Origin of the sequence: Roseomonas sp. E05 (genome assembly GCF_030063475.1) — a bacterium.
Lineage (GTDB): Bacteria > Pseudomonadota > Alphaproteobacteria > Acetobacterales > Acetobacteraceae > Pseudoroseomonas.
Map to the genome: position 1 here is coordinate 281202 of NZ_JASIRT010000003.1, position 24680 is coordinate 305881.

General features: G+C 70.7%; 21 protein-coding genes, 1 tRNA gene, 1 pseudogene and 1 riboswitch. Of the genes and pseudogenes, 12 read left to right on the top strand and 11 right to left on the bottom strand.

Annotated features, from left to right (window positions below; genetic code table 11):
- Positions 1-17: 17 nt before the first annotated feature.
- Positions 18-278 (bottom strand): hypothetical protein, encoded by a 261-nt coding sequence (locus QMO56_RS05545; RefSeq protein ID WP_283524040.1) that lies wholly within the window; start codon positions 276-278, stop codon positions 18-20.
- On the bottom strand, positions 275-520 hold the full coding sequence (locus QMO56_RS05550; RefSeq protein ID WP_283524041.1) for a hypothetical protein: 246 nt from the start codon (positions 518-520) through the stop codon (positions 275-277). Before QMO56_RS05550 ends, QMO56_RS05545 begins: the two co-directional genes overlap by 4 nt.
- A gap of 188 nt (positions 521-708) precedes the next feature.
- Here QMO56_RS05550 and QMO56_RS05555 point away from each other — a divergent pair, with 188 nt between their 5' ends.
- The 9 genes from QMO56_RS05555 to QMO56_RS05595 all read left to right on the top strand — a co-directional run bounded on the left by QMO56_RS05555 (position 709) and on the right by QMO56_RS05595 (position 10149).
- Complete coding sequence (locus QMO56_RS05555) at positions 709-1218, top strand: hypothetical protein (RefSeq protein WP_283524042.1); 510 nt, start codon at positions 709-711, stop codon at positions 1216-1218.
- 389 nt (positions 1219-1607) lie between these two features.
- Positions 1608-3500 carry a ribonucleoside-diphosphate reductase subunit alpha gene (locus QMO56_RS05560; RefSeq protein ID WP_283524043.1) on the top strand — a complete coding sequence of 631 codons (1893 nt, stop codon included), beginning with the start codon at positions 1608-1610 and terminating at the stop codon, positions 3498-3500.
- Positions 3501-3607: 107 nt separating this feature from the next.
- The gene (locus tag QMO56_RS05565) at positions 3608-4648 is read left to right on the top strand and encodes a ribonucleotide-diphosphate reductase subunit beta (RefSeq protein ID WP_283524044.1); all 1041 of its coding nucleotides are present in this window, start codon (positions 3608-3610) and stop codon (positions 4646-4648) included.
- 92 nt (positions 4649-4740) lie between these two features.
- Positions 4741-5421 (top strand): SCO family protein, encoded by a 681-nt coding sequence (locus QMO56_RS05570; protein WP_283524045.1) that lies wholly within the window; start codon positions 4741-4743, stop codon positions 5419-5421.
- A 187-nt stretch (positions 5422-5608) separates the two neighbouring features.
- Entirely contained in the window at positions 5609-5911 is a 303-nt protein-coding gene (locus QMO56_RS05575) for a hypothetical protein (protein WP_283524046.1), read from the top strand.
- A 142-nt stretch (positions 5912-6053) separates the two neighbouring features.
- Positions 6054-6689 carry a peroxiredoxin gene (locus QMO56_RS05580; protein WP_283524047.1) on the top strand — a complete coding sequence of 212 codons (636 nt, stop codon included), beginning with the start codon at positions 6054-6056 and terminating at the stop codon, positions 6687-6689.
- Positions 6689-7708: a cysteine synthase A gene (locus tag QMO56_RS05585; protein ID WP_283524048.1), complete on the top strand. Its 1020-nt coding sequence runs from the start codon at positions 6689-6691 to the stop codon at positions 7706-7708. Before QMO56_RS05580 ends, QMO56_RS05585 begins: the two co-directional genes overlap by 1 nt.
- Before the next feature lie 142 nt (positions 7709-7850).
- The gene (locus QMO56_RS05590) at positions 7851-9392 is read left to right on the top strand and encodes an acetolactate synthase large subunit (RefSeq protein ID WP_283524049.1); all 1542 of its coding nucleotides are present in this window, start codon (positions 7851-7853) and stop codon (positions 9390-9392) included.
- Positions 9393-9840: 448 nt separating this feature from the next.
- Positions 9841-10149: a YciI family protein gene (locus QMO56_RS05595; protein WP_283524050.1), complete on the top strand. Its 309-nt coding sequence runs from the start codon at positions 9841-9843 to the stop codon at positions 10147-10149.
- Positions 10150-10176: 27 nt separating this feature from the next.
- On the opposite strand, the gene QMO56_RS05600 is transcribed toward QMO56_RS05595, so the two are convergent.
- Together QMO56_RS05600 and QMO56_RS05605 are read right to left on the bottom strand one after the other, a co-directional pair.
- Positions 10177-10494 (bottom strand): cupin domain-containing protein, encoded by a 318-nt coding sequence (locus QMO56_RS05600; RefSeq protein WP_283524051.1) that lies wholly within the window; start codon positions 10492-10494, stop codon positions 10177-10179.
- On the bottom strand, positions 10491-11249 hold the full coding sequence (locus tag QMO56_RS05605; RefSeq protein ID WP_283524052.1) for an isochorismatase family protein: 759 nt from the start codon (positions 11247-11249) through the stop codon (positions 10491-10493). The genes QMO56_RS05600 and QMO56_RS05605 overlap by 4 nt, the downstream gene beginning before the upstream one ends.
- 65 nt (positions 11250-11314) lie before the next feature.
- Between QMO56_RS05605 and QMO56_RS05610 the strand changes: the two genes are divergently transcribed.
- Positions 11315-12313: a GlxA family transcriptional regulator gene (locus tag QMO56_RS05610; RefSeq protein WP_283524053.1), complete on the top strand. Its 999-nt coding sequence runs from the start codon at positions 11315-11317 to the stop codon at positions 12311-12313.
- Positions 12314-12670: 357 nt separating this feature from the next.
- Here the strand turns inward: QMO56_RS05610 and metZ are convergent.
- Positions 12671-13852, bottom strand: a pseudogene (gene metZ / locus QMO56_RS05615) (O-succinylhomoserine sulfhydrylase); the annotation flags it as partial.
- A 62-nt stretch (positions 13853-13914) separates the two neighbouring features.
- Positions 13915-13993, bottom strand: a riboswitch (SAM riboswitch).
- Between the two features lie 64 nt (positions 13994-14057).
- Between metZ and QMO56_RS05620 the strand changes: the two are divergent.
- A tRNA-Gly gene (locus tag QMO56_RS05620) sits at positions 14058-14132 on the top strand.
- 72 nt (positions 14133-14204) lie between these two features.
- Here QMO56_RS05620 and QMO56_RS05625 read toward each other — a convergent pair.
- The 6 genes from QMO56_RS05625 to QMO56_RS05650 form a co-directional block, all read right to left on the bottom strand.
- Positions 14205-15089, bottom strand: coding sequence for a metallophosphoesterase (locus tag QMO56_RS05625; RefSeq protein WP_283524054.1), 885 nt, complete (start codon positions 15087-15089; stop codon positions 14205-14207).
- The gene (locus QMO56_RS05630) at positions 15086-16630 is read right to left on the bottom strand and encodes an ABC transporter substrate-binding protein (RefSeq protein WP_283524055.1); all 1545 of its coding nucleotides are present in this window, start codon (positions 16628-16630) and stop codon (positions 15086-15088) included. Before QMO56_RS05630 ends, QMO56_RS05625 begins: the two co-directional genes overlap by 4 nt.
- Before the next feature lie 93 nt (positions 16631-16723).
- Entirely contained in the window at positions 16724-18442 is a 1719-nt protein-coding gene (locus QMO56_RS05635) for an efflux transporter outer membrane subunit (RefSeq protein ID WP_283524056.1), read from the bottom strand.
- A gap of 1 nt (position 18443) precedes the next feature.
- Positions 18444-20018, bottom strand: a complete 1575-nt coding sequence (locus tag QMO56_RS05640; RefSeq protein ID WP_283524057.1) for a DHA2 family efflux MFS transporter permease subunit — start codon at positions 20016-20018, stop codon at positions 18444-18446.
- A complete protein-coding gene (locus QMO56_RS05645) occupies positions 20015-21325 on the bottom strand; it encodes an HlyD family secretion protein (protein ID WP_283524058.1) in 1311 nt (436 codons plus the stop codon). The genes QMO56_RS05640 and QMO56_RS05645 overlap by 4 nt, the downstream gene beginning before the upstream one ends.
- A gap of 313 nt (positions 21326-21638) precedes the next feature.
- A complete protein-coding gene (locus QMO56_RS05650; RefSeq protein ID WP_283524059.1) occupies positions 21639-23729 on the bottom strand; it encodes a protein-disulfide reductase DsbD in 2091 nt (696 codons plus the stop codon).
- Between the two features lie 114 nt (positions 23730-23843).
- On the opposite strand from QMO56_RS05650, the gene QMO56_RS05655 reads away from it, so the two are divergent.
- Complete coding sequence (locus tag QMO56_RS05655) at positions 23844-24671, top strand: isocitrate lyase/phosphoenolpyruvate mutase family protein (protein ID WP_283524060.1); 828 nt, start codon at positions 23844-23846, stop codon at positions 24669-24671.
- The last annotated feature ends 9 nt before the right edge of the window (positions 24672-24680 follow it).

A 24680-nucleotide genomic window follows, 5' to 3' on the forward strand; every position in this document is an offset into this window, starting at 1 on the left:
AGCCCCCGCCCCCGCCTTCAGCGGTCCGTGTTGGAGGTCCCGCTGCCAGCCGCCTCCGGGCCGGCCTTGCCTCCGGCGCGCTGGCCGGGATTGGCGCGCCGCAGCAAGGCGTCCGCCGCAGCCTGCGGGTCCGGCGCCGGCTGTCCGCCGCCTGGGTCGAAGGGCTTGCCAGCGGTGTCCGGCTCATGCTCCGGCGGAATGCCATGCGCATTGCCCGGCCCCTGCGCCCCGAGGCCCTGGTGGGTCGGGGCCTTCTCGTCCGGATTCCGGCCGGTCATGCCCGGTCCCCCTTCTTCACGGCGCCGCTCGGCGCGCCGCCGGTGCTGGCGCCGCCCGTGCCGAGGCTGCCGAGGCCGGCGCCTGGCGTGCTGTCCGGGATGCTGCCCCCCGGATGCAGGCCGGAGGAAATGCCGTGGCCTCCACCGGGAGCGGATGAGGTCTGCGCGCCGGCATTCTTCTCCGCCAGGCGGTCGGCGGGGCTCTTGCCGGCGTCGGATGGCTTGCTGTTCTGGTCTGCCATGCGTGGCTCCTTCGCTGCCGTGCCGGAAGCGTTGCCGAAGCGGCGCCTCCTCACCGGCTCAGGACAATAACCCGCCAGTCGGACCGGAGGTTCCGCCGTGAAGCGAGCAGCGAGAGGGCGGGCTGAACCCTGGCCGGCCCGGCCGGTTGCTCTCCGCAGAACGGCCATGAAGGAGGACGAACATGCCGATGCAGAAGCCGCTGCTGGCTCTGGCGATGATGCTGGGCCTGACGGGGGGCGCCCTGGCGCAGGCCGATCCGCGCCAGGCGCCGGTCACGCCCCCGCAGCCGAGCCGGCCGCAGAGTGACGCGAACACGGAGTTTTCGCCGCAGCCCGCCGCGAACAGCCTGCAGGAATACGCCCGTATCCTTGGTGAGGCGCAGTCGCAGCTCGAGACCGCCATTCAGCGCAGCGACGACGAACCGGCGGAGAACCAGCAGAACGCGATGACGCCGGCGCGCATGGACGTCAAGGCGGCCGCCCAGCAGGTCCACCAGGCCATGCGCCGCGCCCCGCGCGAGCTGCATGACGAGGCGCTGTACGAGGATGCCGAGCGGTCGGTGCGGGAAGACCTCTTCAAGCTCTCGCAGCCGCTGACCCTTGACGACAAGGGCGGCGGCGCGCGCCAGATCCTGAACACTGTGGACAACCTGCGCCGGAAGGTTGAGCAGCGCGCCGCCGGCGGCAGAGCCGGCTGACCCGGGCAGGGCGGCGCGCAGCCGCGCCGAGAGGGGAGACTGCGAAGAGGGGGGAGGCCGCGGCGCGGTCTCCCCCTTCGCCGTGCAAGGGGGTGGTGCCGGCCGCCCGATTCCATACAGGCTCCGCGAGGTGCGGCATCTCGGCCACCGGATGAAAAATTTTGCGCCCCGCCGGCCTTGCGAGGCCGCCTGAACAGGATGGTGGATAACCTTGGCTTCACCAGATTTTCCGGGGATTCGGGGGCCGGCGCCGCCTGTGGACAGCGGGAAGGCGGACCAATTTGTAGCGGTCCGTCCTGCATCCCACCCACCACATCTGGGTTGAAGCGCGCGGCGGCAGGGTGCAAAGGTGCGCCCGACAACGCCCCAGCGATTCAGGGATTCTCGCCGTGTTCGATGCCGTACAGCTTGCCGATGACGTCCAGCTCGCCGGGCATGGTCAGGTGCGTGTGGACCGTTCGCGGGACGCCTTGCTCACCGATTTCGGGAAGGCGACGCTGAGCGACCGCTACCTGATGCCGGGTGAATCCTACCAGGACCTCTTTGCCCGCGTTGCCAGCGCCTTCGGCGACGACGCCGCGCATGCGCAACGCATCTATGACTACATCAGCCGCCTCTGGTTCATGCCGGCGACGCCGGTGCTGTCGAACGGCGGCACCACGCGCGGCCTGCCGATCTCCTGCTTCCTGAACGAGGCGAATGACAGCCTGGACGGCATCGTCGGGCTGTGGAACGAGAATGTCTGGCTGGCCTCCAAGGGCGGCGGCATCGGCTCCTACTGGGGCAACCTGCGCTCGATCGGCGAGAAGGTCGGCCAGAACGGCAAGACCTCGGGCATCATCCCCTTCATCCGGGTGATGGACAGCCTGACGCTGGCGATCAGCCAGGGCTCGCTGCGGCGCGGCTCGGCGGCGGTGTACCTCCCGGTCTCGCATCCCGAGGTCGAGGAGTTCATCGACATGCGCCGCCCGACCGGCGGCGACCCGAACCGCAAGGCGCTGAACCTGCACCACGGCATCCTCATCCCCGACGCTTTCATGCGCGCGGTGGAGAACGACGAGGAATGGGCGCTGACCTCGCCGAAGGACGGCGCGGTGATCCGCAAGGTGCCGGCGCGCGGCCTCTGGATCCGCATCCTGATGGCGCGCATCGAGCAGGGCGAGCCGTACATCATCTATTCCGACCACGTGAACCGCGCGCGGCCGGAGCACCACAAGCTGGCCGGGCTGGAGGTGAAGACCTCCAACCTCTGCTCCGAGATCACGCTTCCCACCGGGCGCGACCAGCACGGGCAGGAGCGCACCGCCGTCTGCTGCCTGTCCTCGCTGAACCTCGAGACCTGGTTCGAGTGGAAGGACGAGCCGCGCTTCATCCCGGACGTGATGCGCTTCCTCGACAACGTGCTGCAGAGCTTCATCGACAGCGCGCCGGACTCCATGGCGCGGGCGAAGTACAGCGCGATGCGCGAGCGCTCCGTCGGCCTCGGCGTGATGGGCTTCCATTCCTTCCTGCAGGCGCAGAACGTGCCCTTCGAGAGCGTCATCGCCAAGGTCTGGAACAAGCGGATGTTCAAGCACATCCGCGAACAGGCGGACGCCGCCTCGCGCCAGCTCGCCGAGGAGCGCGGGCCCTGCCCGGATGCGGCCGAGTACGGCTCGATGGAGCGCTTCTCGAACAAGATGGCGATCGCGCCGACCGCCTCGATCTCCATCATCTGCGGTGGCGCGAGCCCGGGCATCGAGCCGATCGCGGCCAATGTCTATAACCACAAGACGCTGTCCGGCAGCTTCATCGTGCGCAACCCGTACCTGAAGAAGGTGCTGGCGAAGCACGGCCGCGACGACGACGAGACCTGGACCACCATCACGGTCAGCAAGGGCAGCGTGCAGCACCTGGACTTCCTGGACGAGCAGGAGAAGGCCGTCTTCAAGACCGCCTTCGAGCTGGACCAGCGCTGGGTGGTGGAGCACGCCGCCGACCGCACGCCCTTCATCTGCCAGAGCCAGTCGGTGAACCTGTTCGTGCCGGCCGACGTGCACAAGCGCGACCTGCACCAGATTCACTACCAGGCCTGGAAGAAGGGCGTGAAGTCGCTCTACTACTGCCGCAGCCTCTCGATCCAGCGCGCCGACACGATCAGCGAGAAGGTGGCGGCGCAGCCGGCGCTGGGTGCTGCCGGAATCAGCATCGAGGCCGTGCTGCCGACCACGCCGGCCCGCCCGACCCGCGCCGTGGCCGGCGAGAACGCCACGAACTACGAGGAGTGCCTCGCCTGCCAGTGAGGCAGGCGCCGGCCCCTCACACAGACTCTCTTTGACCCGCGGCGGCGCCGCCTGTCCCCTCCGGGGACGGGGCGGCAGCCCCACGACCGAATGCCGGAGATCCCGCCATGTCCGCGACCGCCGAAAGCGCGCCCGAGAAGTTCGACCTGCTGACCGCCAACCCCGTCTACAAGCCCTTCCGCTACCCCTGGGCCTATGACGCCTGGCTGACCCAGCAGCGCGTCCACTGGCTGCCGGAAGAGGTTCCGATGGCCGATGACGTGAAGGACTGGCAGAAGAACCTGACCGACGTCGAGCGCAACCTCGTCACGCAGATCTTCCGCTTCTTCACCCAGGCGGATGTCGAGGTGAACGGCGCCTACATGAAGTACTACAGCCAGGTCTTCAAGCCGACCGAAGTGCTGATGATGCTGTCGTCGTTCAGCAACATCGAGACGATCCACATCGCGGCGTACTCGCATCTGCTCGATACCATCGGCATGCCGGAAACCGAGTACCAGGCCTTCCTCAAGTACAAGGAGATGAAGGACAAGTACGACTACATGCAAACCTTCTCGGTCGAGAACAAGACCGAGATCGCCAAGACGCTGGCCGCCTTCGGCGCCTTCACCGAAGGTCTGCAGCTCTTCGCCTCCTTCGCCATCCTGCTGAACTTCCCCCGCTTCAACAAGATGAAGGGGATGGGGCAGATCGTCACCTGGTCGGTGCGCGACGAGACGCTGCACTGCCTCTCCGTGATCCGGCTGTTCCGCACCTTCATCCAGGAGAACCCGGAGATCTGGACGGCGCAGTTCCGCCAGGAGCTGACCGAGATCTGCACCACCATCGTCGAGCACGAGGATGCCTTCATCGACCTCGCCTTCGAGCTGGGCGGCGTCGAGGGCATGACGCCCGAGGACATCAAGAAGTACATCCGCTTCATCGCCGACCGCCGCCTGCAGCAGCTCGGCCTCGATCCCCATTACGGCATCGAGAAGAACCCGCTGCCCTGGCTGGACGAGATCCTGAACGCGGTCGAGCACATGAACTTCTTCGAGGGCCGCGCGACCGAGTACTCCAAGGCCAGCACCCAGGGCACCTGGGAAGAGGCCTTCGCCGAGGGCATCTTCTCCGAGAAGCAGCCGGAAGGGGCGATCCTGCCCGGCTGAGCCGCGGCGGTTACGCAATGAAACACGGTGCGGCTGATCGCGCGGGCCGCACCCCCTGACCAAGCGGCGCGGGATGGTTTAAGCAGGGCGCCATGCAGCGCGCCCTCCGCCTCCTGGTCCTGGTCCTGATCGCCGGCCTCGCCGTGCTCTGGGGCGTCGCCTGGTTCGGCCGCGAGCCCGGGGAACCGCTGGCCGAGGCCTTCACCCGGCAGGTGGCCCGGCTGACCGGGCAGGAAGCCTCGGTGTCCGCCACGCCGGGCAGCGTGCAGCTTCCCGGCGGCATGTCCCTCGGCGGGCCCTTCACCCTGGTGAACCAGGATGGCCGCACCGTCACCCAGGCCGACTTCAAGGGCCAGCTCCTGGTGGCCTATTTCGGCTACACCTTCTGCCCCGATGTCTGCCCGACCGAGCTGGGCGGCATCGCCGGCGCCATGGACCTGCTGGCCCCCGAGGAGGCGGCGCGGGTCACGCCCGTGCTCTTCACCATTGACCCCGAGCGCGACACCCCGGCCCAGCTCAAGGCCTATGTCAGCAACTTCCACCCGCGCATGGTGGGGCTGACCGGCTCCCCGGAGCAGGTGGCCGAGACGGCGAAGCGCTTCCGCGTCTTCTATGCCAAGGTCGAGCGGCCGGAGATGAGCGAATACCTGATGGACCACTCCTCCTTCGTCTATCTGATCGGCGAGGGAGGGCGGGTGCTGTCGCTGCTGCGTCCGCAGACCCCGCCGGAGGCGATCGCCGAGGCGATCCGCGCCCAGCTCGGACGGCTCTGAGCGCGCTATTGACGCAACGTTAACCTTCTGGAAGTCAGGATCCAGGGGCCGCGGCTGATTTGTGCGGCTTGGTTAACCGGGGCATCGTCCGGTAAATTCATACAAACGCGATTCGCCACAACCGAAGAGGGTGTGGCGGAATTCATTGCAAGTGTGTAGCGACATCTTGCTGGCGAGGATGAGGAGTATGGGCGACATGGCGGATGAGTGGTCTGACGGCCCCGCAGGGCATGCCGGGCATGATGCGTCTCGCAGCACGCCTGCGACCCCCCGCCATACCCGCCGCCTGTCCGACAAGATCCTGATCGCCTTCCATCAGGCCTGTGACCAGGGCGACCTCGAAGTGGCGCAGGAGCTGCTTCTGGTCCTCGAGAAGATGGTGACGCGCCGCCCCACCATGCCTGACCAGAACCGGCGCAAGAGCATGGAAAGCCTGGTCGCGGCGCATGAGCGGCTGTGGCTTCTGCGGCATCCGGAGACCATGCTGTAAGCCTGTCCGTGTGATCCGCCGCCCTGCGGAGCACAATTTTACGCGATTTTCTGCGCCTTTTGGCCGCGCTGGCGCGGCTCCGAGCCGATTGACCACCTTCCTGGGGCGTGATTTCTTCTCCCCGAGAGAAGGAGTACGCCGCATGACCATCCAGCTCGGGCAGATCGCCCCGGATTTCACGGCCGAAACCACGGCCGGCACCATCCGCTTCCATGACTGGGCCGGCGATTCCTGGGTGGTGCTGTTCAGCCATCCCAAGGATTTCACCCCCGTCTGCACCACCGAACTGGGCGAGGCCGCCCGGCTGAAGCCGGAGTTCGATCGGCGCAACACCAAGGTCATCGGCCTTTCCGTGGACCCGCTGGACCGCCATGCCGGCTGGGAGGCCGACATCGCCGAGACGCAGGGCGCCGCGGTCAATTTCCCGATGATCGCCGACCCGGAGCAGAAGGTCTCGAAGCTCTACGGCATGATCCACCCGGAGGCCGACCCCTCGGTCACCGTGCGGACGGTCTTCGTCATCGATCCGCAGAAGAAGGTGCGGCTGATGCTCACCTATCCGCCCTCCACCGGCCGGAACTTCCAGGAGGTGCTGCGGGTGATCGACAGCCTCCAGCTCACCGACCGGCACAAGGTGGCCACGCCGGTGAACTGGCAGAAGGGCGACCGTGCCATCATCGTCCCCAGCGTGAGCGACGAGCAGGCGAAGGAGCGCTTCCCGCAGGGCTGGGAGGCGCAGAAGCCCTATCTCCGCTGGGTGGAGCTGAAGGACTCCTGATGCCGGCCTCGCCGATCGCCGACGGCTTCTGGGGTGCGGTGCACAACACGCCGCTCATCCGCCTGCGCCGCGCCTCCGAGGAAACCGGCTGCGAAATCCTCGGCAAGGCGGAGTTCATGAACCCGGGCGGCTCGGTCAAGGACCGCGCCGCGCTGGGCATCCTGCAGGACGCCGTCGAGCAGGGGCTGCTGGTGCCGGGCCAGCCCGGCACGGTGGTCGAGGGCACCGCCGGCAATACCGGCATCGGGCTGGCACTGGCCGCCAATGCGCGCGGCTGGCGCAGCGTCATCGTCGTGCCGGAGACGCAGAGCCGGGAGAAGCTCGATTTCCTGCGCATGATCGGCGCCGACCTGCGGCTGGTGCCGGCCAAGCCCTATGCCGATCCCGGCAACTACGTGCATGTCTCCCGCCGGCTGGCGGAGGAGATGCAGGCGGCGCAGGGAAGCACCATCTGGGCCAACCAGTTCGACAACCTGGCCAACCGCCGCGCCCATGAGCAGTACACCGGCCGCGAGATCTGGGAGCAGACGGACGGGCGCGTGGACGCCTTCACCTGCGCCTGCGGCACCGGCGGCACCCTGGCTGGCGTCGCCCTGGCACTGAAGGCGCGCAACGAGAAGGTCCGCATCGTGCTGGCCGATCCGGAGGGCAGCGCGCTCGCCCCCTGGGTGAACTCCGGCACGGTGAAGGCCACCTCCGGCAACTCGATCGCCGAGGGAATCGGGCAGGCCGCCCGTGTGCCTGGGAACCTGGAAGGCGCCCCGATCGACGGCGCCGAGACCATCCCGGATGCCGAGGCGCTGCAGTGGGTCTTCTCGCTGCTGGTCGAGGAAGGGCTCTCCGTCGGCGGCAGTGCGGGGCTGAACGTGGCGGCCGCCGTCCGCCTGGCCAAGGCGCTGGGACCGGGGCACACCATCGCCACCATCCTCTGCGACGGTGGGGCGCGGTATCAGTCCAAGCTGTTCAACCCGGAATTTCTCCGGAGCAAGGGGCTGCCCGTCCCGCACTGGCTGGCCTGAAAGGGCAGGGGGCGCCGCCCCCTGCGACCCCCGCCGGGGAGACAGTGTCCCCCCGGACCCCGCCATTCCGCTCCCGCCCCACTTGGCCCGCCCCGGTTTTGGCGTCACCCTTCGCGGCTGATTCGCCAAGGGAGGACGGTTGATGAACGGCGCCGAGAGCCTGGTCCACACGCTGCTGAAGAGCGGAGTGGACACCTGCTTTGCCAATCCGGGCACCAGCGAGATGCATTTCGTCGCGGCGCTGGACCGGATCCCCGGCATGCGCTGCGTGCTGGGGCTGCAGGAGAACATCGTCACCGGCATGGCCGATGGCTACTGGCGCATGGCCGAGAAGCCCGCCGCGACCCTGCTGCATTGCGGCCCCGGCCTGGCCAACGGCCTCGCCAACCTGCACAACGCCCGCCGGGCCCGCAGCGGCATCGTCAATATCGTGGGCGACCAGGCGACCTATCACCGCCCGCTCGACGCACAGCTCACCGCCGACACCGAAGGCTGGGCGCGGCCCGTCTCCGGCTGGGTGCGCACCGCGATGGACGCCAGGCGCGTCGGCGCCGATGCCGCCGTGGCCGTGCAGGCTGCGCGCACCGCGCCCGGGCAGATCGCCACCCTGATCCTGCCCGCCGACACCGCCTGGAACGAGGGCGCCGAGCCGGCCGAGGCGCTGCCCGTGCCGCCGGCCACGGCGCCAGACCCCCATGCGGTGAAGACCGCCGCCCGGGTGCTGCGCGAGAAGAAGAACGTGCTGATCCTGCTCGGCGGCATCGGCCTTCGCGCCGAGGCGCAGGCGCTCGCCTGGCGCGCCGCCCAGGCCACCGGCCAGCGCGTGCTGGCGGAGATGTCCAACGCCCGCGTCCAGCGCGGCCGCGGGCGGCTCCAGCTGGAGCGCGTGCCCTATCCGGTGGACATGGCGGTCGAGTCGCTGAAATGGGTCGAGCACCTGATCCTGGTGAACGCCAAGGCGCCGGTCGGCTTCTTCGCCTATCCGGGCAAGCCGAGCCGCCACTACCCCGAGACGGCCGAGGTGCATGTCCTCTCCCGCTACGAGGAGGACGGCATCGCCGCGCTGCGGGCGCTGGTGGAGGAACTGGGCGCGCCGGAGGCCGCCATCCCCGATCCCGGCCCGCGCCCCGATCCGGCCCGTGGCGCGCCGACGCCGGAAGGCCTGGCCCGCACCCTGGCCGCGCTGATGCCGGAAGGCAGCATCGTGGCGGATGAGAGCGTTTCCTTCGGCCGCGGCTTCTACAAGGAAACGCACGCCGCCCCGCCGCATGACTGGCTGCAGATCACCGGCGGCGCCATCGGCTGCGGCATGCCGCTGGCCACCGGTGCGGCGATCGGCGCCGGCGCACAGCGCCGCGTCATCAACCTGCAGGCCGACGGCTCGGCCATGTACACGCTGCAGGCGCTGTGGACCCAGGCGCGTGAGAAGCTGCCCGTCACCACCATCATCCTCTCGAACCGCAAGTACCAGATCCTGATCGGCGAGTATCAGAACGTGGGCGCCAACCCCGGCCCGACGGCGATGAGCATGCTCGACCTCGGCAACCCCGAGCTCGACTGGCTGCGGCTGGCCGGCGGCATGGGGGTGGAGGCCGCCCGCGCCACCACGCTGGAACAGTGCGGCGACCTGCTGGCGCAGTCCTGCGCACAGAATGCGCCCTTCCTGATCGAACTGGTGATCTGAAGGCGGGCCGGCGGGGCGGCAGCGCCGCGCCGGCTTTTTTTCGTCTCCCCCGCAAAGCGCGCTTGACGGGGGAGGGCTGCAGGATTTAACTGCGAATAACTCGCAATTGCATCGAGGGCTGGCGGAACGCGGTTACTACCGTCCCACCGCGCAGAGGGTCCCGCTTTCTCCCCCCCGGATCCGTCAGCCCACACCGCTTTGCGAGATCCGGCGCCGGCCTGCAGGGGAGGCCGGCGCCGGAAGCGGACCGGGGCGATCGGGCGCAGACTTGCGAACCGCCCGATCGACCGCGCGGTGCCTTGAAGGGGGTGCCGCCGGTCACTGAGTTTGCACGCGGGCAGGGCGTGCAGGTCCCGGTCCGCGCCCTTCCTTCCAGCAGGGGGATGGCGCGCACTGCCCCAGGCGCTAGGCTGGCCGTCGCCATAAAACACCGGAGGAACGGCGGCCCATGCCCTACATCATCGAGACCTTCGACAAGCCGGACAGCCTCGCGCTGCGCAAATCCACCCGCGACGCGCATCTCGACTATCTCGATGCCCATGTGAGCAAGCTGCTGGCCTGCGGCGCCAAGCTCAGGGACGACGGCAGCGATGCCGGCGGCGGCCTCTACATCGTCGATGTCGAGACCCGCGCCGAGGCCGAGGCCTTCATCGCCGAGGATCCCTTCAGCAAGGCCGGCCTCTTCGAGCGCGTGCAGATCTCGCGCTGGCGCAAGGGCTATCTGGACGGCAAGAGCTTCTTCCCGCCGCGCAAGTAGCCTGGCCATCGTCGCGGGCCGGCGCCCTCAGTCGCTGCCGGCCTGCTCGACGACCAGCAGGCAGGCCGGGCCTTGCGGACGGGCGACATGCTCGGCGCCCGCCGGCAGGTGCAGCACGTCGCCGGGGCCGAGCGTGACCACGCGCTCCGCCCCATCCTCGCGCAGATGCATCGCCACGCGCCCGGCGAGCACCGCAAAGACCTCCTGACCCGTGTTGACGTGCCAGCGGTAGGGCTGGTCGGTCCAGCGCAGCTTCACCACCGCATCGGGGATCTGCGCCACATCCGGTCCGGACCAGGCCGGGCCGCCCGGCAGGGCGGCGCCATGGAACAGGCTGGCGCTCATGCGGGCACCGCCTCCACCGGAACGACGGCGGCGAAGCGGTCAGCCAGCGCCGCCAGCGCCGCGCGCTGCACCCAGGCGGCGGGAAGGCGCGGGCCGCCGAGCGGATCGGGCAGGGCGCGCGTCGCGGTGGCATCGCCGGCCACTGTCACGGGCAGGCCCAGGTCGAGCGCCGCGCGTGCGGTGGAGGAGACGCACATATGCGTCATGAAACCCGCCAGCAGCAGCTTGCCCCGGCCGGTCCCGGCGATCCGCGCCCGCAGCTCGGTGCCGGCGAAGGCGTTGGGCAGGGCCTTCTCCACGACCGCCTCGCCCGCTTCCGGCCGGGCAGCCTCCAGGAAGGCGCCGCCACGCCCCGCGCGGTCGAACAGGCCGCCCGGCCGGCCGCGATGCGCCACATGGATCACCGGCGCCCCGGCCGCGCGGGCGCGCGCGAGCAGGGCGGCGAGACGGGCGCCCGCCGCTTCGATCCCGCCGAGCGGCAATTGGCCGCTGCGGTACTCTTCCTGGGCGTCGATCACCACCAGCACCGCCTCGCCCAGGCGGGCCGGCACCGGCTGCGCCCCGGCGAGGCCGAGCAGGGTGGGCGGGGGTGGCAAGGCGGTGGCGGCGGCCTCGAAATGCGCGGCCGCGGCGGCGAACTTGTCGCGGCAACCGGGATTGCAGAAGCCGACGGTTTCTTCCTGCCAGAGGGTGAGGGCCTCCGGCACGACCGGCTTGCCTGACCAGGGGCAGGCCTCGTTGATGGGTTTCGGCATGGAAGGCGTTCTCCTGCTTCGTCGGCCCTATCCTGCTGCGGCGCCGCTCTGGCATGAAGGACGTCATGCCCTCCTTTCCTGCCAAGCCGCGCCATATCGTCCTGCCGCTCTATCCCGGGGTGATGCTGCTCGACCTCGCGGGGCCGGCGGAAGTCTTCGCGACCGCCCTCCGCCTCGCCGGGGCGGCCGGGCCGCCTCCCTACCGTCTCCACATCGTCTCGGCCGCGGGCGGCGCGGTGCCCACCGAGTTGGGCCTCGGGCTGGACAGCGCGCCGTGGTCCAGCCTGGAGGGGGTGCCGGTCGATACGCTGCTCGTGCCGGGCGGGGATGGTGCCCTGGCCGCGGCGGAGGATGCCGCGTTCCTGGACTGGCTGCGCGGCAGGGCGGGTGAGGCGCGGCGGGTGGCCTCGGTATGTCTCGGTGCCTTCATCCTCGCCGGGGCGGGGCTGCTGGAGGGCCGCGCCGCCACGACCCACTGGCGGCACTGCGCCGCGCTGCAGCGGCGCCATCCCGGCGTGACGGTGCGGCCCGAGCCGATCTTCGTGCGGGATGGCCGCTTCTGGACCTCCGCCGGCGTGACGGCCGGGATCGACATGGCGCTGGCCTTGGTGGAGGAGGATCTCGGCCATGCCCTGGCGCTGGAGGTGGCGCAGCGGCTGGTGGTGTTCCTGAAGCGCCCGGGCGGGCAGGCACAGTTCAGCGCCGCACTGGCGGCCCAGGCCAGCAGCCGCGACAGCGACTTCGCCGCGCTGCTCGGCTGGATGGCGGCCAACCTCGCCGCCGACCTGCGGGTGGAGGCGCTGGCCGAGCGCGCCGGCATGGCGCCGCGCAGCTTTGCCCGCGCCTTCCTCGCGCAGACCGGCGAGACGCCCGCCCATGCCGTGGAGGGGCTGCGCGTGGAGGCGGCGCGGCATCTGCTGGAGGCAGGAGAACTGCCGGTGGCGGAAATCGCCCGCCGCTGCGGCTTCGGTGACGATGAGCGGATGCGGCGTGCCTTCCTGCGCCGGCTCGGGGCTTCGCCAGCGGAATACCGCGCCCGCTTCGGGCAGATGGCGCCCTTATGAAGAAGGCTGGGGGAAAGAATTCCCCCAGACCCCCATCTTTTTTCTTCGGGTTTCCCGTGCGGGCTGCGCGCGCGGCTTCCCCCGATCGTCCTTGTATCAGCCGCGCTTGCGGCGGGGCGCCGGTGCAGCGAACAGGTCGGGCTCCGGTGCTTCGGCAGCGGCCGGTTCCGCCGCCTTGGCCCTGGGCGCCGCCTTGCGCGGCGCGGGCTTGGCCGGCTTCGCGGGGGCCGGCTCGGCCCTGGCGGGCTTGGCCTTGGTGCGCGCGGCCGGCTTCTTGGGCGCCGGTGCCACGCTCTCCTCCACCACCATCCGGGCCAGCGGCTTCTTCTTCGGCGCGGGGTTGCCCGCCACCACGTCGAGTGCCGCGGCGATATCCTCCACCAGATCCTCGACGTCCTCCAGGCCGACCGAGAGCCGCACCGCACCCTCCGAAATGCCGAGCCGTGCACGCTCCTCCGCCGAGACCTTGCTGTGCGTCGTCGTCGCGGGGTGGGTGATCAGGCTCTTGGAATCGCCCAGGTTGTTGGAGATGTCCACCACCCGCAGCGCGTCGAGGAAGCGGAAGGCCGCCTCCTTGCCGCCCTTCAGCTCGAAGCTGACCAGCGTGCCGCCGCCCGACATCTGCTGCTTGGCGAGCGCATATTGCGGATGACTGGCGAGGTAGGGATAGCAGACGCGGCCGATCTCGGCGCGCTCCTCCAGCATCTGCGCGATGGCGGCGGCGCTGCGGCACATGGCCGGCACGCGCAGGTGCAGCGTCTCCAGCCCCTTCAGGATGACCCAGGCGTTGAAGGGCGAGATGGCCGGGCCGGTGTTGCGGATGAAGGGCTGCAGGATCTCCTCGACCCACTTCTTGCTGCCCAGCACGGCGCCGCCGAGCACGCGGCCCTGCCCGTCGAAATGCTTGGTGGCGGAATAGACCACGACGTCGGCGCCGAACTTCATCGGCTTCTGCAGCAGCGGCGTGGCGAAGACGTTGTCCACCACCACCACCGCGCCGGCGGCATGCGCGAGCTCGCAGACCGCCTTCAGGTCCACCAGCTCCAGCATCGGGTTCGAGGGGGTCTCGATCAGCACCATCTGGCAGGGACGCTTGAAGGCCGCTTCCCACTGCGCAAGGTCGCCGCCGTCCACGAACTCGGTCTGGATGCCGTAGCGCGGCAGCAGGGTGGAGACGATCCAGTGGCAGGAGCCGAACAGAGCGCGCGAGGCCACCACGCGGTCCCCCGCCTTGAGGTGCGAGAGCATCGCGGAACTGACCGCGGCCATGCCGGTGGCGGTGGCGCGACAGGCCTCGGCCCCCTCCAGCGCGGCGAGCCGCGCCTCCAGCATCTGCACGGTCGGGTTGCCGAAGCGGGAATACTGGAAGTGCTGTGCCGCGCCGGTGAAGGTCTGCTCGGCCTGGAGGGCGTTGTCGTAGACGAAGCCCGAGGTCAGGTAGAGCGACTCGGAGGTCTCATCGATGTTGCTGCGCATCTGCCCGCCACGGACCAGCAGGGTGGCGGGGCGCAAGGGGCGGTCTGAGGCGGGCTTTGCCATGGGGCGGGCGACTCTCGGGCTTGCATCACACAAACCGGCCCGGTCGGGCGGGGACTCCGCACGGCAGCCCCGCCGCGGCCGTTTAGCGCGATTGTTTAAGCTCGCCGCAAGCTGGCCGGACAAATCGCGAGCGCCTCTCGCGAGGCCGCCGGACCTTACGCCCGGCTTGCCCCCCGCACAAGGCCGGGCTACAACCACCCGCGACGCGGGCGTAGTTCAGAGGTAGAACGTCAGCTTCCCAAGCTGAATGTCGTGGGTTCGATTCCCATCGCCCGCTCCAATTTCCCCCTTCAGTATCCTGCCGCCCCGGCCGCCCCCTTTCGCGAAGGCGGCAAGGCTCCCGCCATCCGGTTCAGGCGCCGACCAACTCGGCCGGGTCCGGCATCGGCGGCAGGGTGGTGGTGGTGCCGCCATTCGCCTCGGTCCAGCCGGTCATGTCGATCACGAACATGCGCTGCGGCTCCACCAGGCGGTGGCGCGCCGACTGGCCCTCCAGCGTCCATTCCAGATAGCCCGGGCGCGGCAGCCGGCCGTCCCGCTCCAGCCCGCGTCGCGCGCCGACCATGGCCGTGGCTGGCGCCCAGACGATCTCCATCTCCCGGTGCCGCATCCTCCGATAGACGTGCAGGTGCCCGCAGGCGATGACCTTCACGCCGCCCCCGGCGCAGGCATCGAGGAAGGCCCGCCGCGCCTCGAAGGGCATGCTGGAGGTGGTGAAGCGCCGGTCCTCCGGATCGCTGTCGAAGGGAGGCATGTGGGTGAAGACCATCACGGGGCGGCCGCCGCGTGTTGCCAGGGCCTCGGCGAGGAAGGCCTGCTGCGCGGCCTCCTCCGGCAGGCCGCTGCCCATCAGCGCGGTGTCCAGCCCGACGAGGCGCCAGGCGCCGAGGTCGCGCAGCCACCATTGCGGGCCGACATGCTCCCGCCAGGCCGCCAGGCGCGCCGGCGTCAGCGGCTGCTCCAGGCGCGAGAAGCGGGGCGCCTCGCCGATGTCGTGGTTCCCGGGAATGGCCAGCCAGGGAACGCCGAGCGCGGCCATGGCCGCGGCGCCGTAGCGCAGGTCCTCCGGCGCGACGGGGCCGTTGAAGGCAAGGTCGCCGCCATGCACGATCAGGTCGGGCGCCGCCTCGCGCATGGCGGCGCGGAAGGCGGCGAAGTTGACGGCGAAATAGCCGTGGCTGGGCGAGAGATGCGTGTCGCTCACCTGCACCAGCCGGATCGGGGCGTTGTCGTTCATGCGAAGCTCAGATTGTCCGGCCGCAGGTCCATGAAATAGAAGGTGTAGGGGCGCCACTTCACCCGGCTCCGCACGGCGTAGAACTCGGCGGGCTGGTAGAGCACCGTGCCGGGCGCGGCATCCTCCCAGGCATCCAGCATCGCCCTGAACAGCGCCTTGCGCTTCGCCGGGTCGGTTTCGCCTTCCAGCGCACGGCCGGCGGCGTTGAAGGCTTCCGTCGAGGCGAAGGCGCCGGACTTCTGGAACCAGCTCGACGGCCCCCAGGAGATCCAGAGCGAGCCGAGCGGATCGGGCAGGCGCGTCGAGTTGGAGTTGTTGCCGACCTGCCGCCCCTCGGCGCGCATCTGGCTGAAGTTCTCCACCACCTGCAGCCGCGCGTTCACGCCGACGGCGCGCCACATCTCGATCATGACCTGCGCCGCGCGCAGTGCGTTGGTGTAGTAGTTCGGCAGGGTGCGGTAGATGATCTCCTGGCCGTTGTAGCCGGCCTCGCGCAGCAGCCGCTTCGCCCGCTCCGGGTCGTAGGGCAGGGAGCGGCCCTGCAGGAACATGTCGCCGTATTCCGGGAAGTTGTGGCCCGGCGGCACCACCGCGGCGCCGCCCCAGAGCGTGTCCACCAGAAGCTGGCGGTCGATCGCCAGGCCGAGCGCCTGGCGGAGGCGCTTGTCGCCCATGCCCGGGCCGCGCTCGTCGAAGGTCAGCACATGGACATTGGCCAGCACCACCTGGCGGATGTCCACATCCTCGATCGGGCGGAAGGTTTCGAGCTGGTCGGGCGGCACGTTGGTGATCAGGTCCACGTCGCCGGCCTGCAGCGCCGCGACGCGCGCGGCCAGTTCGGGGATCTGGCGGAACACCACCTGCCGCGCCGTCGGGCGCGCCATCCAGTAGTCGTCGAAGGCGTCGAGCGTGATGCGCTGGTAGCTCTGCATCGCGCGCAGCTTGTAGGGGCCGGTGCCGACCGGGTCGCGGCTGAAGCCGTCGAAGCCGCGCTCCTCATAGGCGCGCTTGTTGACGATCCAGGCGCACCAGGAGGCAAGGCGCTGCTCCAGCAGCACGTCCGGCACGCGGGTGCGGAAGCGCACGGCCTTGTCGCCCACCGCCTCGACGCTGGCCAGCGTGGCGAAATAGGATCTCGCCTCCGGCATCAGCGGCTTCTCGCCATGCATGCGGTTGGAGGTGAAGGTGTAGACCACGTCCTCCGGCGTCAGCAGGTCGCCGTTGTGGAAGCGGACCCCCTCGCGCAGCGTCAGCACCAGCTCGCTCGGCCCGTTGCGCGTCCAGGAGGTGGCGAGATGCGGCTTCAGCTCCGCGCCGCCGCCGTCCGGCGCGGCGAGAAAGTCACGCCGGATCAGCGTGTCGAAGATCGAGTAGGTGATGCGGGTGCCGACATTGGAAAGCTCGCGCGCCGGCTCCAGCGTCGGCGGCAGTTCGGGCACCCCGATGTTGAGCACCGGCCGGGCACCGCCCTGCGCCGTGGCGGCGCGTGCGAAGGGCAGTGCCATGCCGGCACCGAGCAGGGAACGACGAGGAAGTTTCATGACAGGTCACCCGTTTGTCCGGGCGAAGAGTTCGCATTCCTCCGTGATGCCGGTTTGACAGAGCTGCGTCGGTTCCGTGACGGTTGCCGGTCCTCAGGGCCGCACCGCCGGCGGCAGCCGCGCCGGCCCGGCCGCCGGGAAGGAGGGCTGGAGCGGCCCGACCCCCGCCGTGGTCGGCACCGGCCTGCCCGGCGGGTCCACCCCCGCGAGGCTGTCGGCCGAGTAGGATTCCACGGGTTTCTCGCCCTCCAGTGGCGGGATGGAGACGACCGAGGCCACCAGCCCTTCCTGCCAGCCGCCGCCCAGTGCCTTGTAGAGCGAGACCAGATCGGTGGTCAGCGCCAGGGTCGCGCGCACCCGCTGCTGCCGCGCATCCACCAGGCTGCGCTGCGCGTCCAGTACCTCGATGAAGCTGGAGAGCCCGTTGTTGTAGCGGCTGCGCGCCAGGCTCAGGGCGGTCTCGGCGGATTTGACGGTGCGCTCCAGCAGGTCCCGCTGCACCTTGTCGGTGCGGTAGGCGACGAGGCTGTCCTCCACCTCGCGCAGCGCGTTGAGCACGGCGCTGCGATAGGCCAGGGCAGCCTCGGCCTGCTGCACGCGGGCCAAGCGGAGGTTGGCGGTCAGCCTTCCGCCCTGGAAGATCGGCAGCGAGATGGCCGGCCCGAAGGAATAGAAGTGGCTGGCCCAGTTGGTCAGGTAGTCGGAATCCACGGCGCGGAGGCCGATGCTGCCGGTCAGCGAGATGTCCGGATAGAACTGCGCCGTGGCGACGCCGATGCCGGCGGTGGCGGCATGCAGCCGGGCCTCCGCCTGGCGGATGTCGGGCCGCCGCCGCGCCAGCGAGGAGGGCAGGCCCACCGGCACCGAGGGCGGCGTCGGGGGGATCGGCGCGGTGACGGAAAGCTCCCGGTCCAGCGCGCCGGGTGGCTGGCCGGTGAGCACGCTGAGGCGGTTCATCGCCTGCTGCACCTGCCGCTTGAAGGGCTGCAGCTGTGCTTCGTAGGCGGTGACCTGGGCACGCTGGTTGGCGACGTCCAGCTCGGTGGTCAGGCCCTGGCGCCGGCGCCGTTCGGTCAGTTGCAGCAGCTCGCGCGCGGTGTCCACGTTCTGCTGCTGGCTGCGCTCCAGGGCCTGGGCGCCGCGCAGCCCGGCATAGGTCTGCGCCACCTCCGCCAGCAGCGTGACGAGCGCGTCGTTGGTGCCCTCCACCGCCGCCTGGGTCTGCGCGTTGGCCTGCTCCACCGAGCGGCGGACGCGGCCGAACAGGTCCAGCTCCCAGCTGGAATCGAAGCCGAGCTGGAACAGGTTGGCCGGCTCGGTGGCGCTGTTGAGCGCGCCGCCCAGTGCGTCCGCCACCCGGTTGCCGAGGCCGGGCTCCTGGTCGTTGAGCTGCTGGTTGCTGCGCAGCTGCTCGATGGAACTGAAGGCGCCCTGCGACTTCAGGATGCCGCGCAGGCCGAGCTGCTGGCGGGTATAGGTGCCGCTGCCGTTCAGGCTGGGCAGGCCGGCGCCGCGGGCCGCCGCCTCGGCCTGCCGCGCCTCGGCGATGCGCAGCACCGCCTGCTGCAGGTCCGGGTTGCCGGCCACCGTGCGCTCGATCAGCGAGGTCAGCACCGGGTCCTTGAAGCCGGTCCACCAGCGCGGGTCCGGATCGGCCTGGAGCGAGACCCCGCCGGCTGGATTGTGGGCGGCATCGCTCCAGGCCGGCGGCACATCGGCGCGCGGCGGGACGAAGTCGGGGCCGACGGTGCAGGCGCCGAGGCCGGCGGCCAGGGCGAGCGAAAGGGCGGCGCGAAAGCTCGAGACGTGCAACTCAATGTCCTCCGGCGCCGCCCTGGATCTTCTTGCCCGTGAACAGGAAGGCGAGCGGGACGATCAGCAGCGCCAGCGCCGCGGTGATCCTGAAGGTGTCGGCATAGGCGAGGATGGCCACCTGCTCCCGCAGCATCTGCGCCATCTGCCCCATGGCGAGCTGCCCCGCGGCGGCGGCGGAGTAGCCGTGGTCGATCAGCGCCTGCTCGATGCGCTGCAGCGTCGTGTTGAAGGGCGCGTAGAGCGGCGTCATGTACTCGGAGAGATAGCTGGTGCGGATCTGCTCGTGGTTGGCCACCAGGGCGGTGGAGACCGAGATGCCCACCGAGCCCAGCACGTTGCGGATCATGGTGAACAGCGCGGTGGCGTCGCCGTTCAGCTCGCGCGGCAGCGTGGCATAGGCGATGGTGCTGATCGGCACGAAGAGGAAGGCGAGGCCCACCGTCTGCGCCGACCGCATGATGGCCAGCTCCAGATAGTCGATGTCCGGCGTCAGGCCCTGCGAGTAGTAGAGCGCGGCGCTGAGGCAGAACCCGCCGAAGGCCACCATGTATTTCGCCGGGATGACGCCCATCAGCTTGCCGGTGACCGGGATCAGCATCACCAGCACCACGGCGCCCGGCGCCAGCACCAGGCCGGACCAGGTGGCGTTGTAGCCGAGCTGCTGTTGCGCCATCTGCGGGATCAGCACCGCCGAGGCATAGAGCACGAAGCCCATCAGGCCGATCGCCGCGCAGCCGACCGAGAAGTTGCGGTCCTTGAAGACCCGCAGGTCCACGATGGGGTTGCGGGAATAGAGCAGCCAGTAGACACCGCCGACATAGCCGAAGGCGGAGACCAGCGCCGCCTTGCGGATGAAGTCGGAGGAGAGCCAGTCGTAGGTCTCGCCGCGGTCGAGCGCCACCTCCATGCCGCCCAGCGCCAGCACGATGAAACCGAGGCCGACATAGTCGAAGCGGAAGGGGCGGGCCTGCTCCTCCTTCACCCAGGGCGGGTCCTCCACCACCTGCAGCACGCCGAACACCGTCAGCGCGCCGATCGGCACGTTGATCAGGAAGATCCAGTGCCAGGAATAGGTGTCGGTGAGATAGCCGCCCAGCACCGGCCCGAGGATGGGCGCCACCACGATGGCGATGGCGGTGACGGAGAAGGCGGTGCCGCGCCGCTCGGGCGGGAAGGTATCAAGGATGATGGCCTGCTGCGTCGGCTGCAGCCCGCCGCCGAAGAAGCCCTGCAGCGCGCGGAACAGCAGCAGGTGCCAGAACTCGGTGGCCATGCCGCAGCCGAGCGAGGCGAGGGTGAAGACACTGATGCAGATGACGAAGTAGCGCCGGCGCCCGATCATCCGGCTGAGCGCGCCGGAGATGGTCAGCACGATGCCGTTGGCGACGAGATAGGTGGTCAGCGCCCAGGTGCTCTCGTCGTTGCTGACCGACAGGCTGCCGGCGATGTGCGGCAGCGAGACGTTGACGATGGTGGTGTCGAGCACCTCCATGAAGGCGGCCATCGTCACCACCAGGGTGATCACCCAGGGATTGGCGGCGGGCCGCCAGCCCCGGCCGGCGGAGCCGCTCATTCCACCTTCACCGTCGGCACGACGGAAATCCCGAGGGGCAGCGGCTCGTGCTCCGGCAGGCCGCTGTCGATGGCGATCTTCACCGGCACGCGGCGGACGATCTTGACGAAGTTGCCGGTGGCGTTCTCGGCGGGGAAGGCGCTGAAGCGGGCGCCGCTACCCATCTGGATGCTGTCCACATGGCCGCGCAGCTCCAGATCGGGATAGGCGTCCACCTCGATCGTCACCGGCTGGCCCGGCTCCATCGCGGTGAGCTGCGTCTCCTTGAAGTTGGCGGTGATCCAGAGATTGGGCGTGACGAGGCTCATCAGCGTGCTGCCGGGCTGCACGAAGCCGCCCTGCTCGACATTGCGCCGCGTCACCCAGCCATCCTGCGGCGCGCGCAGCACGGCGTAGGAGAGCATGGTCTCGGCCTCGCTGAGCTGCGCCTCGGCCTGCGCCACCTGCGCCTTGCGCTGCTCCACCGCCGCCTGGGCAAGCTGGATGTCCTGCTCGGTCAGTCTGGCGATGCGGAGCTGCGCCTCGGCCTGCGCCACCTGCGCGGTTTGCGCCTGCAACTGGGCGTTGGCGGTGTCGATGCTGGACTGGGTGGTGGCACGTGGGTCCACGCGGCGCTGGCGGCGGTATTCCGCCTCGGCCTGGGCCTGGCTGGCCTGGGCGGCCCTGAGCTGCGCCTGCGCCTGCTCAAGTTGCGCCGGGGCGCGCACCTGCGCCACCTGGAGCTGCACCTGCGCGGCGTCGAGCTGCGCTCGGGCCAGCTGGAGATTGGCGCGCGCCTGGTTGCGCTGCGCGGTGAGGTCGCTGGCATCGATCCGCAGCAGCAGGTCGCCGGCATGGACGAACTGGTTGTCCTTCACCGCCAGCTCGGCGACATAGCCGGAGACCTTGGGCGCGATGGTGACGGCGCGGCCTTCGGTATAGGCGTCGTCGGTGGATTCCTGGTTGCGGTGGCTCCACCAGTACCAGGCGCCGCCGATGATCGCGATCAGCAGCACGAGGCCGCCGATGATCAGCGGCCAGCGGCCGGGCCGCTTGCGGCCCTTGTCCTCCTCGCTTTCGCGCCTGTCCTCGCCCTGCACATCCTCCTGGGGCCGTTCCCGGTCGGCCCGGTGCTCCTGGCGCCGCTCGTCGGCGTCGCCGCGCCCGCGTGCCTCTTGCGGAGGGGGGGTGTCCTCCGGCACGGCGGGGCCGTCGGAAGCCGGAGCCGCTGCGGGGGGAGCGGGACGGCTGGCATGCGTGTTGCGTCCGAAGGCATGCCGCTTGTCCGCGACCGGCGCCGCCTGCGCGCCTTGCTCTCGATCAGCCACTTGGAATCCTCGTCACTCAGCACGCAAGTCTGCCCGGCAACAGGATCTTCACATACGAACGCGAATGTATGCAAAACACACTTGGTTGATGGGGTCGCAGGCGCGATCGGCTCAAGGCCGGAGGGCGCTGCACCGGGCGGACAGCGCCGCGCCTCGGTTTTGGGTTCCCTGCGGCGCCGCCCCGCTACCGGGAAATCGCCGCCGCCGCGCCTGGATCGCGCCCGGCCTTGCCGCAGGGCCGTGGACCGGGCGGGTGCGATGGCTCCGCTCAGGTGCATGGCGGCCTCAGATCCCGCCCTGCGCCTGCCGCGGATCAGGCCGGCCCGGCGCCGATGGCACGCAGCACCATGCTCTCGGTGAGGATCTGCGGCAGCACGGCGGGCTCGCCGCCGCCGGCCGGATAGACGAGGTAGAGCGGCACGCCGGCGCGGCCATGCGCGCGCAGCACCGCGGCGAGGGTGGCGTTGCCGTCGGTCCAGTCGCCCTTCAGGTAGGCCACGCCCTGGCGCGCGAAGGCGGCGCGCACGGCCTCGGTGCCCAGCGCCACACGCTCGTTCACCTTGCAGGTGATGCACCAGGCGGCCGTCAGGTTGACAAAGACCGGCCGCCCCTCCGCCCGCAGCGCGGCCAGGCGGGTGGAGGAGAAGGGCTCGGCGCCATCCTCGGCAATGGCCGCCGCGCCGGCGCGGGCCACGGGTGCGGTGGCAAGGCCCGGCAGCGCCGCCAGCGCCGCCAGCAGCGCCAGCGCCCCGCCGGTGCGGCCGAGCCAGCGCCCGCGCGGCGTGCGCGCCCGCTGCGCCGCGCCCAGCGCCCAGGCCGCGAAGCCGATGCCGAGCGCGCCGGCCAGGGCGGCGGCCAGCCCTTCCGGCCCGACCAGCTGCGCCAGCACCCAGAGCAGCCAGAGCGCGGCGCCGTACATCGGGAAGGCCAGGAACTCCCTCAGCCGCTCCATCCAGGTGCCGGGGCGCGGCAGCAGGCCGGCCAGCCCGGGGGCCAGGGCCAGCAGCGCATAGGGCGCGGCCATGCCAAGGCCCATCGCGGCGAAAATCGCCAGGGTCGCCGCCGGAGGCATGGTCAGGGCGGCACCGATGGCGGTGGCCATGAAGGGCGCTGTGCAGGGCGTCGCCACCAGCACCGCCAGGGCGCCGGTCGCGAAACTGCCGAAATGGCCGCCGCGCGCCGCCAGCCCCGTGCCGGCGCCCACCGGCCCGCCGATCTGGAATACCCCGGAAAGGTTCAGCCCGACCGCCAGCATCAGCCAGCCCATGCCGGCGACGAAGGCCGGCGCGGTGAACTGGAAGCCCCATCCGGCCACCACCCCGGCCGCGCGCAGCGCCAGCAGCAGCCCGGCGAGTGCCAGGAAGCACAGCAGGACGCCGGCGGTGTAGCTGGCCGCATGGCCGCGCACCGCCCCCTTCGCCGCGCCGGAGAGGCGGGCCAGCGCCATCGCCTTCATCGCCAGGATGGGGAAGACGCAGGGCATCAGGTTCAGGACCAGGCCGCCCAGAGCCGCCAGCAGCGCCGCCTGCCAGAGGCTGAGGGCCGCGGGCGCCACCTCCAGCGCGGCCGGCACCGGCCCCGGCGTCGCGGCGAGGCTGTAGGCGCTGCGGCTGCCGGCGGCATCGGTCAGCACCACCACGCCGGCCACGGGGCCGGGCGGCAGCGGCGCGGCGCCGCGCGTGAGGCCGAGCCGCAGGGCGCCTTCGGCCACCGTCAGGGGCTGCGGCGCCGCATGGTTCAGCACGGTGGGCTCGGCGGGGAAGAAGGCTGCCTCCCGCACGCTGGCGGGGGCCAGGTCGGTGCCGTCCAGCCGCAGGGCGCCGCCTTCTCCGGCGAAGCCGAGGCTGGCCCGCCAGGGGGAGGGGCGGGGCAGGGCGGCCTCGGCCTCGCGGAAGGCCCCGGCGAGCGCCGGGTCGGGTCGGGCAGCGGCCTCCACCGGGAAGTCGAGCCGGAAGCTGCCCTCCTCGGGCACGCAGACCTGCTCGCAGACCAGCCAGTTGGCTTCCGCCTCCAGGGTGAAGACCTCGCCGGGCTTCAGGCTGGCCGGCGGCGTCACGGTCAGCGGCAGCAGCACGCTGCCCTCATAGCCATAATTGACCAGCGGGCCGAAGGGGATGCGCTGCGGCGCCGGCCAGTCGAAGCCGGTGGTGCGGGTGCCCTCCGGCGCCGTGAAGCTGATTTCGGGCGGGGCGCCGGCATCGCCCGGATTGCGCCAGTAGGTGTGCCAGCCCGGCGCCAGGACCTGCCGCAGCCCGAGCCGGAAAGGCTGGCCCGGCGCCACCGCGTCCAGTTCCGCGGCCAGGCTCATGCGGGCACGCTCCGAGCGCACCGGTGCGCTCTCCAGCGCAAGCGCCGGGGCGGCGAGGCTCAGAATGGCGAGGAAGGGAAGAAGGGCGCGCAGCATGGCAGGACTGAAACCCTATTCCGGCGCTTCGGGGAAGCTTGCCAAGGTGACGAAAGGTTGCGTCCGGGCCGTGTTCCTGTTCTGTTTTAGCCAAAGCGGGAAGGAACGCAAATCATGAACCAGGCGGAGAAGGTGGCGTGCTTCCGCGCCCTGCACCAGGGCCGGGGTGCCTTCGTCATGCCCAATCCCTGGGATGCCGGCAGCGCCCGCATCCTTGCGGCGCTGGGCTTCGAGGCGCTGGCCACCACCAGCGCGGGGCTGGCCTTCTCGCTGGGCCGGCGGGATGGTCAGGGGGCGGTGAGCCGGGAGGAAACCCTGGCCAATGCCGCCGCCATTGTCGCCGCCACCGATCGGCCCGTCTCGGCCGATCTGGAGAACGGCTTCGGCGATGCGCCCGAGGATTGCGTGGCCACCCTGCGCGCGGCCATCGCCATCGGCCTGGCCGGTGGCTCCATCGAGGATGCGACGGGCGATCCCGCGAACCCGATCTATGACTTCAACCAGGCCGCCGAGCGGGTGGCCGCCGCCGCCGAGGCGGTGCGCGGCCAGCCTTTCGTGCTGACCGCCCGGGCCGAGAACTTCCTGCACGGGTGCCCGGACCTCGACGACACCATCCGTCGCCTGCAGGCCTTCGCCGCCGCCGGGGCGGAGGTGCTCTATGCCCCCGGCCTGACCGAGATCGGCCAGATCCGCACCCTCTGCGCCGCGGTGGACCGGCCGGTGAATGTGGTCATGGGGTTGGCCGGCAAGCCCTTCAGCGTGGCGGAGCTGGCCGAGGCGGGGGTGAAGCGGATCAGCCTGGGCGGCTCGCTGGCGCGTGCCGCGCTGGGGGCGCTGCTGCGGGCCGGGCGCGAGATCCGTGAGCAGGGCCGCTTCGGCTTCGCCGCCGAAGCCCTGGGCAGCGCAGAGGCCGAGGCCTTCATGGTGTCGCGCGCCGGGTGAGGGAGCGGG

Excerpts from the sequence above, each read along its gene's own strand:
- QMO56_RS05565 (WP_283524044.1), top strand. The coding sequence starts at position 3,608 with ATGTCCGCGACCGCCGAAAGCGCGCCCGAGAAGTTCGACCTGCTGACC.
- QMO56_RS05625 (WP_283524054.1), bottom strand. The coding sequence starts at position 15,089 with ATGAACGACAACGCCCCGATCCGGCTGGTGCAGGTGAGCGACACGCAT.
- QMO56_RS05610 (WP_283524053.1), top strand. The coding sequence starts at position 11,315 with ATGCCCTCCTTTCCTGCCAAGCCGCGCCATATCGTCCTGCCGCTCTAT.
- QMO56_RS05630 (WP_283524055.1), bottom strand. The coding sequence starts at position 16,630 with ATGAAACTTCCTCGTCGTTCCCTGCTCGGTGCCGGCATGGCACTGCCC.
- QMO56_RS05550 (WP_283524041.1), bottom strand. The coding sequence starts at position 520 with ATGGCAGACCAGAACAGCAAGCCATCCGACGCCGGCAAGAGCCCCGCC.
- QMO56_RS05590 (WP_283524049.1), top strand. The coding sequence starts at position 7,851 with ATGAACGGCGCCGAGAGCCTGGTCCACACGCTGCTGAAGAGCGGAGTG.
- QMO56_RS05650 (WP_283524059.1), bottom strand. The coding sequence starts at position 23,729 with ATGCTGCGCGCCCTTCTTCCCTTCCTCGCCATTCTGAGCCTCGCCGCC.
- QMO56_RS05585 (WP_283524048.1), top strand. The coding sequence starts at position 6,689 with ATGCCGGCCTCGCCGATCGCCGACGGCTTCTGGGGTGCGGTGCACAAC.
- QMO56_RS05595 (WP_283524050.1), top strand. The coding sequence starts at position 9,841 with ATGCCCTACATCATCGAGACCTTCGACAAGCCGGACAGCCTCGCGCTG.
- QMO56_RS05655 (WP_283524060.1), top strand. The coding sequence starts at position 23,844 with ATGAACCAGGCGGAGAAGGTGGCGTGCTTCCGCGCCCTGCACCAGGGC.
- QMO56_RS05545 (WP_283524040.1), bottom strand. The coding sequence starts at position 278 with ATGACCGGCCGGAATCCGGACGAGAAGGCCCCGACCCACCAGGGCCTC.
- QMO56_RS05575 (WP_283524046.1), top strand. The coding sequence starts at position 5,609 with ATGGGCGACATGGCGGATGAGTGGTCTGACGGCCCCGCAGGGCATGCC.
- QMO56_RS05605 (WP_283524052.1), bottom strand. The coding sequence starts at position 11,249 with ATGCCGAAACCCATCAACGAGGCCTGCCCCTGGTCAGGCAAGCCGGTC.
- QMO56_RS05570 (WP_283524045.1), top strand. The coding sequence starts at position 4,741 with ATGCAGCGCGCCCTCCGCCTCCTGGTCCTGGTCCTGATCGCCGGCCTC.
- QMO56_RS05555 (WP_283524042.1), top strand. The coding sequence starts at position 709 with ATGCAGAAGCCGCTGCTGGCTCTGGCGATGATGCTGGGCCTGACGGGG.
- QMO56_RS05580 (WP_283524047.1), top strand. The coding sequence starts at position 6,054 with ATGACCATCCAGCTCGGGCAGATCGCCCCGGATTTCACGGCCGAAACC.
- QMO56_RS05640 (WP_283524057.1), bottom strand. The coding sequence starts at position 20,018 with ATGAGCGGCTCCGCCGGCCGGGGCTGGCGGCCCGCCGCCAATCCCTGG.
- QMO56_RS05600 (WP_283524051.1), bottom strand. The coding sequence starts at position 10,494 with ATGAGCGCCAGCCTGTTCCATGGCGCCGCCCTGCCGGGCGGCCCGGCC.